This window comes from Shewanella hafniensis, from assembly GCF_019655335.1.
Taxonomy (GTDB): domain Bacteria; phylum Pseudomonadota; class Gammaproteobacteria; order Enterobacterales; family Shewanellaceae; genus Shewanella; species Shewanella hafniensis.
Window position 1 is genome coordinate 1 of record NZ_BPFD01000248.1, and the last position, 438, is coordinate 438.

At 60.0% G+C, this 438-nt stretch carries 1 protein-coding gene; it reads left to right on the top strand.

Going from position 1 to position 438, the window contains the following annotated elements; all coding sequences use genetic code 11:
* Positions 1-109: 109 nt before the first annotated feature.
* On the top strand, positions 110-438 hold a 329-nt coding region (locus tag K5Q99_RS23210; RefSeq protein WP_281422455.1), incomplete at its 3' end, for a Clp protease N-terminal domain-containing protein.

The window sequence follows — 438 nt, forward strand, 5'->3', positions numbered from 1 at the left end:
GGAGCGACTCCCTTGGGCTAGTTGAGTCATATACGCTCAACTTCACTTGATTGTGTCCCGTCAGGAGTCATACTTGAGTCATAGCAACTCAACTTCAGTGAGGCACGTAATGGACACCAATCTCACCACGATGAGCCGTGACGCGGTCACCGCCGCTACTCGGCATGCGTTGGCCCACGGGAACCCATCCGTGGAGCCCTCGCATCTTCTTCACGCACTGTTCACGATCCCAGACAACACTGTCAGTCCGTTGGTAGCTGGCTTGGGGATTGATCCTCAGCAGGTCGACGCCGTCGCTACCGCAGCGATGCGCTCCCTTCCGTCAAGTACCGGCGCCTCAGTAGCTCAGCCGCAGCTGTCCGGGGCCTTCGCCCGAGTCATCGCCGACGCGCAGAACCGTGCCGAGGCCATGGGCGATTCCTTCGTCGCTACCGAGCA